This window comes from Bacillus cereus group sp. MG4 (genome assembly GCF_040460055.1).
Lineage (GTDB): Bacteria > Bacillota > Bacilli > Bacillales > Bacillaceae_G > Bacillus_A > Bacillus_A wiedmannii.
In genome coordinates this window covers 1-6,579 of record NZ_JARVGZ010000005.1, presented here as the reverse complement: position 1 = coordinate 6,579, position 6,579 = coordinate 1, and the positions used below count along the sequence as shown (strand labels likewise).

Genomic DNA, 6,579 nt, shown 5'->3' with positions numbered 1-6,579 from the left:
TAAATTTGGATTCCGTTCTTGAAACGCTTCTGCATACCGCTGTAGCGCTTCTTTTTTTTCTTCCCTACACATTGGATCATCTTTGCCTTCTCCAATCGCTACAACCAGTTCTCGTTGTTCATGTACTTTTTCACTTTTACTGATTTTTTCGTAGTAATTTTGAATCTTCCGGTCATTCCGTTTTTGTTTCTTGTTATATATATCTACTGCTTTCTGAAACACCTCTTTGTACACACTCCGAATGTCCTTTTGAACAAAATACATATTCTCGTCTAACCTGGATGGATCGATACCAGGATTTCCATACATATTTTCTCGATTATTATGACTCATTGAACTTTTGTGAGATTGATTAAATGAGATAGAACGCAACACCACCTACACCCACTTTCCTAGAATGATTGATACCAAAAGTCTAGCAAAGCGACGAAGTGGGGTCAATTAACGTAACCCTATACGTATATTGACGCTATCGCATCAAATACATAGGGCTCTGCGAGGCCCTTGTCGGCACTGCCGAGTCACTACGTGACCAAAGAAAAGATCTTGGGCGTTGCCCAAACCCACTGGGGAAACTTTCCCCAGACCCCCTTTATCGAACTCCCCAACCCCTCAATCCTTGAGGGGCTCCCTCGCCGGTTGGCGTCCCCAAAACATATCGTTTTGAGGAACTGCCAAGAGGATGATAAATCTGTTACACGAGTCCATTCCTTAATGCTCCTTTCATGGGTCAGCACAAATCGCTGAACCATTCCAGTCCGCTTACCATGGACTCTTACCCTTTATTTATCTTTCTTCTCCCAATAGTCGTTTTGCGAGTTATTCCAATCGCTCATTAAATCCTCGGTCATACGCAATATAACCTTTCCCCTGTGTTCTCTCTAAAATTTCTCTCAATACCTTTTTATCTTCTTCTTTCAATCCTAAACCATCTGAAATTAACTCTTTTGGTTGTCTAATTTGAACACCTAAAGCTGTTAATTTTGTATAACTTGGAACTGTCATAAAATAGATCAAAACGTAACTGTTTTAACACAACAACAAGGTTTGGATATAATAAATATAGTAATTCCTTAATATTCACTTCATTCCTCTTACAATATATATACTTCTATTTGGTATAATAAATCAAATAGAAGTATATATATTGTAAGTAACATACTGTTAATTCCTTGGAGGTCTTACTATTATGTTTAAATGCTTAAACGCTCAATGCACTACTAATTTAAATAATTTAAAAAACAATTCACAAATCCCTGTAATATTAATCGCTTTCAATAATGTTACTTATTTAGATAATATGCTAAAACAATTGGAACAGAAAAAAATAAAGAATGAAAATATATGGATATGGGATAACCATTCTACTTATCCTCCTTTACTTGAATTTTACGAGCGAATATCCAATAAATACAATTTAATTCAAAATGATAACAATTATGGGCCACGTTTTTTCACCAACCCTTTAGTATGGGATTTATTACCTGATTTTTTTGCCGTAAGTGATCCTGATTTATCTTTTAATAAACATATGCCGAATGATTTTTTGGAATGTTTAAAGAATTTAACGGTTGATCTTTCTGTATTTAAAGCAGGTCTTGCTTTAGATATTTCTTATGATACGAATTTTAATGAAGAATTGCTATTAAAAGTGCGTAACATAAAAGTTAGAGAATGGGAAAAACAATTTTGGATTTCTCCTTTACAAAAATATAAAAATCCACAAATTTATAAAGCTGATATTGATACAACTTTTGCTGTTTATAATAAAAAACTCATCACAAATGGTTTTTATAATGCAGTAAGAGTTGCAGATAATTTTACATGTAAACATTTACCTTGGTATAAAAATAATACGATTTTAGAAGAAGAAAAAAAATTATATAATACTCAATGGTCTTCTTGGGAGATATAAAATAAATATTAAATATAATTCATAATGGAGGTTATAACAAATGACTCACAATATAATGTCTATTGTCAAAAGAAACGCTAAATTTAACATCATAGCTAGTTCCAACAGTATTGAAGCTTGGAATTTAATAAATAACAATAAATGGGAAGAATATACTTTTAATATTTTAGACAAATTTTTAAATAAAGACTCTAACTATCTTGATATCGGAGCTTGGGTTGGGCCAACAGTTTTATATGCAGCAAACTTAGCTAAACATGTATATGCTATCGAACCTGATCCAATTGCTTTTCAAGAATTAAATAATAATTTACACTTAAATCCTTTAGTTTCTCCAAAAATAACCCTTATTCAAGCTGCGTTATCTCCTCAAACAGGTACTACTAATTTATATAAAGGAAATGAATATGGTGATTCTACTTCTAGTCTTATTCCAGCTAATTCAGATCATGCTTGTGTCGTAAATTGTATAACTATAGATGAATTAATTACTACATATAATATTAAAAATTTAAATTTGATTAAAATAGATATTGAAGGCAGTGAATACAAATTAATTCCATCTATGAAAAAATTTTTAGAAATAAAAAAACCCACATTGTATCTTTCTTTACATCCTCCATTTCTTAGAAAAACACTTATTCAACAATATACTTGTAAAAACGAATTAGAATATAACTACAATAAAATAAATAAAAATTTGATAGAAAGTTTACACATGTATAAATACATCTATGATATTAATGGCAACCGTATAAATAAAGAAAAATTATTAAATGAAACTAATTTCCAAGAATTTTTATTTACAAACGAAAACTTATAAAGATTGTTATTATTTATTCAAATATATATTAAAATAACAATTAGGGAGATATATATGAAATATCATACTAAAAAATACAAATATACAAAATTTCCAGATTCAATAATTAAACAAGTATTAAACCTCATTACAAATACATATAAACAAGGGACTCTCTATTTAACTTTATCCGAAAATAACAACATAACTAGTTATAAAGATTTAAATACTTTTTTTAATAATTATAATCAAAATAATTTTATAACAAACATTGAATATCTCGTAGATAGAATACTAAAAGTTAAAATTACATTTAATATGTACCACACCGATATTTCTATACTGTATTGCACAGCATTTGATTCTAATATAGCTTTTGAATTATTGGGAAATTATCACAAAAACAAACCTTAAGTTTTACCCAACCCCTTCAAAAAAATTTTCTTATAACGTTGCTTTCGAAAAAGCGTAAACGATTGAAGAACTTCGAAAACCCACTCCTGAAGGAGTGGGTTTTTACATATTTAATACTTGTGGTGTTAGTTGATTTTCTAGTGCTCAAAAAACACGAAAACCAATACGTTTTTTCATTTGAAATAGAAAAAATGGTAGATCCCAAAATATTTTTGAATGATATAAAGTGAGTTTTTGGGGACCTATTGGATGAATTCCCTTTATTTGTAGACCCTGTAGTGACCAAAAAAAATGAATTTATTTTAACTAGCATCACAGGTATTTAATATATTTTTAATGTAAATATTGTTTTTGAATCTCATTAAAGGATGTAAGTAAATAATTTACTTGATCATTACAACCTTTAGGAAACAATATTCCTAATCCATTTGAATGTTCAAAAGAAAAACCAGGATTTTCTCTAATTAATTCTGCCCACAATTTATATACTCCAAAATTTCCATGATAAACAGTTATATCATGAAATAACACAACTCCATTATTACTTAATTTAGGTAACCATGTTTCATAATCATGAGATACTGCTTCATACGTATGATATCCATCAATATGTAAAACATCTATTGTCTTATCTTTAAAATTATTTAATGTATCATCAAAAGTAGATCTTATTAAATCCCCTATATTTTTATAATATTTTTGAGTTAAATAATTTACAGTTGTATAAACTTCTTCTCCATAAAAACCTCCATGTTTATCTCCTTTCCAAGTATCTATCGCATGACATACTGTCTCACACTTTTCATCTTTAATAGCTTGACAAAAACTAAAAAAAGACGTTCCATAATATGTTCCTAATTCCACAATTTTTTGAGGTTTTAAAAAACGCACTAAATCATATGCAAAATTAGTGTGTCCTCCCCAAGGTCCTCCTTTAATATTTGGACGTTCAGTTTCATATTCAAATTTAGGATTATGTTTTATCCATATCATAATTATACATCTCCTTTTATAGAGTAATTCTCTATATATTTTTGTTAATTATGAAAATTAAAGCATTAAAATTCCCTACATAGATTATTAATAATCTAAATAATGTTTTATGCCATATTAAAAAATAATTCAATGTCTGACTTTTATTTTTTGGTAAAAGAATAAAGAACAATAGGAAGCGAAACCAGAGACTAGGCTCCTTATCTGTCTAATTTCCTTGTTTTTGGGAGTGAGTGCTGGCTGGGGGTTTTGGGGGCTAGCCCCCAATAATTTAACGTAACTTTATATAGCATACGTGAAATTATTAAACGATAGATCTAGGCGGTTCGGCAGATACAATTGCTAGTCCAAGCCGAACATACCAAAATTCTCGTTTTTGGTATGTTCGGCTTGGCGAAATATTCACATCTGCCGAATTTCACTATGCAATAGAAAAAGAGTGGAGATTTTTTGAGTGGGGTTCTCAAAAAATACTACTCGACTATTGCATGGTGGAAAGCCCCTTAATTTATATAGAAAAGAGTAAGTAGTAGTTTAAAAGTAGAATAAGCCTTGATATATAGCTATGAAAGCGCTTACTTTTTGTTGTATTTTTTTACAACCTTTGTTGTATTTTTTTACAACAAAGGTTGTACTTTTTTTACAACAAATGTTGTACTTTTTTTACAACATTTGTTATACTTTTTTTAAAATCAATTTGAAAGGTTCGGTAAAATGCCAAAACAAAGAACTGAGAATGATGTAATTTATAACGGTAAAAGAAGGCTACAAGATTTAGATACAGGTGAAATATTTGAAGTTGATGATATTGTAAAAAAAACACCAAGAAATGGCTTTATGATTACGTATTTAACTGCAATAGTTCAATTGATAGACAGTTTAGGTAATAAAAAAATGCAAGTAGTAAAATACATATTAGAGAATATGGATAAATCTACAAACACATTAATTATCACTACAAGAGAATTATCAGAAAAAAGCCAAGTCTCAATCAAAACTGTTGTAGAAACATTAAAAACATTAGAACAAGCTCAAATTATTACGAGAAGAACTGGAGCTATTATGATACATCCAAGTCTAATACATCGTGGTAAAGACACAAAAGAAAAATACTTACTTGCTAGATTTCAAGATTTTAATAACAATAAAACTCCAATTAATGAAGTAGAATAAACCGCTTTAAAATCAATCCTAAAGCGGTTTATTCTTTCCCTATTTTTTTTTACATTTCTCTATCATAACCTCTACTACGTTCTTTTTTTGGTTCTAGTTCTTTTATAGATTGACTAATTCCGTCACTTAATCCAATTTCTGTATCCACTTTTTTAGCTAAATCCTCATTCCCCATTTTCCAAAGCCAATAACTTGTATAATTCGCAATCGCATCTACTAATCGATTTCCACGTTCGTTAAGCGGTTGCCCATATTCCTCCTTATCATATTTCATCATACCAACTGCTTTCGCCACATTTGTAAAACTCAATTTCAATCCTTCATACATTTCATTCACTTTGTTCAACGTTCGTTTCAAACGACTATTCTCCCGCCTTAATACATTCACTTGTTCTTGTAATCCTTGATTTTCTTTCCACCATTTTTGACCATTCTCAATAGTTGCTTCTTTCCCAATCAAATTCCTTTCTCTTTGATTCACTTCTAATTCTTTATAACTTATATCCAACTCTTTTTGATTTAACAATTCTTCCCTTTCGTTTAAACGCGCCTCTTGAGACTCTAGTAATCTTTTAGACTCCTCTATGGCACTTAACCCTTCCTTGATGCTAGAAACGCCCCTGATGCGATTTGAGAGTTTCTGGACATCTTTCTTCGTTAAAATATAATTTCCTGTTTTCACTTCTTTGTTTTTGAACAAACCGACTTTTTCTGTTTCTACTTTCAATGTTCTTATATCCAATAAAGGAAACCCCTGTATGTCCTTTTCTACCTGTTCCTTCGTTTCTTCTAATTTCATAATCTGTTCTTTTGTATCACCTACTTGTTTTTGTAAGTCTTTCCGTTCTTGTTGTTGTTCTCTTACAATCTGTTCTAACTGACCTTGTACTGTTTGTAATTCTTCTACTTTTCCCTCCGACTGTTTCACTTCTTTGTCTACCTGTTGTAAATAGGTTTCTTTTTCCTGTACTTGCTTTTCTACAACGGACTTTGTTTCTGCATATTCTTTGTATTGTCTCACTTTCATGTACTTATGAGACCCTATATTCGCCCGTTCAAAATCTGGTATGTATTCTTTTGCCAACGTTTCTATATAAGCCGTTTCTATCTGTCTCCAATTCGCAATAAGTTCCATTCCTTTTCCTTCCACACCTTGTTCTTGCAAGGCTCTATCCATTCCAACACGCTTCGTTAATCCCCGACTACTTGCAAAATGTGGCACATAGTTGATATGAAGATGTGGATTCGCTTCATCATCATGTAACACCATGTTATAGACAGC

Annotated in this window: 7 protein-coding genes; 3 read left to right on the top strand and 4 right to left on the bottom strand. The window is 30.6% G+C overall.

What is annotated here, in order from left to right; translation table 11 throughout:
- Together QCI41_RS30495 and QCI41_RS30490 are read right to left on the bottom strand one after the other, a co-directional pair.
- A partial coding sequence (locus QCI41_RS30495) for a plasmid recombination protein (RefSeq protein ID WP_483299556.1) occupies positions 1–375 on the bottom strand: 375 nt, incomplete at its 3' end.
- 444 nt (positions 376–819) lie between these two features.
- Positions 820–1,005: a hypothetical protein gene (locus QCI41_RS30490; protein WP_353839118.1), complete on the bottom strand. Its 186-nt coding sequence runs from the start codon at positions 1,003–1,005 to the stop codon at positions 820–822.
- 184 nt (positions 1,006–1,189) lie between these two features.
- On the opposite strand from QCI41_RS30490, the gene QCI41_RS30485 reads away from it, so the two are divergent.
- Positions 1,190–1,915, top strand: a complete 726-nt coding sequence (locus QCI41_RS30485; protein WP_353839116.1) for a glycosyltransferase family protein — start codon at positions 1,190–1,192, stop codon at positions 1,913–1,915.
- Between the two features lie 40 nt (positions 1,916–1,955).
- A complete protein-coding gene (locus tag QCI41_RS30480; RefSeq protein ID WP_353839115.1) occupies positions 1,956–2,738 on the top strand; it encodes an FkbM family methyltransferase in 783 nt (260 codons plus the stop codon).
- 726 nt (positions 2,739–3,464) lie between these two features.
- On the opposite strand, the gene QCI41_RS30475 is transcribed toward QCI41_RS30480, so the two are convergent.
- A complete protein-coding gene (locus tag QCI41_RS30475) occupies positions 3,465–4,124 on the bottom strand; it encodes a class I SAM-dependent methyltransferase (RefSeq protein ID WP_353839114.1) in 660 nt (219 codons plus the stop codon).
- A gap of 714 nt (positions 4,125–4,838) precedes the next feature.
- Here QCI41_RS30475 and QCI41_RS30470 point away from each other — a divergent pair.
- Positions 4,839–5,297 (top strand): replication/maintenance protein RepL, encoded by a 459-nt coding sequence (locus QCI41_RS30470; protein ID WP_353839113.1) that lies wholly within the window; start codon positions 4,839–4,841, stop codon positions 5,295–5,297.
- Positions 5,298–5,346: 49 nt separating this feature from the next.
- On the opposite strand, the gene QCI41_RS30465 is transcribed toward QCI41_RS30470, so the two are convergent.
- Positions 5,347–6,579 (bottom strand): mobilization protein (locus tag QCI41_RS30465; protein ID WP_353839262.1); only part of this gene is annotated, 1,233 nt, incomplete at its 5' end.

Excerpts from the sequence above, each read along its gene's own strand:
- QCI41_RS30490 (WP_353839118.1), bottom strand. The coding sequence starts at position 1,005 with ATGACAGTTCCAAGTTATACAAAATTAACAGCTTTAGGTGTTCAAATT.
- QCI41_RS30485 (WP_353839116.1), top strand. The coding sequence starts at position 1,190 with ATGTTTAAATGCTTAAACGCTCAATGCACTACTAATTTAAATAATTTA.
- QCI41_RS30480 (WP_353839115.1), top strand. The coding sequence starts at position 1,956 with ATGACTCACAATATAATGTCTATTGTCAAAAGAAACGCTAAATTTAAC.
- QCI41_RS30475 (WP_353839114.1), bottom strand. The coding sequence starts at position 4,124 with ATGATATGGATAAAACATAATCCTAAATTTGAATATGAAACTGAACGT.
- QCI41_RS30470 (WP_353839113.1), top strand. The coding sequence starts at position 4,839 with ATGCCAAAACAAAGAACTGAGAATGATGTAATTTATAACGGTAAAAGA.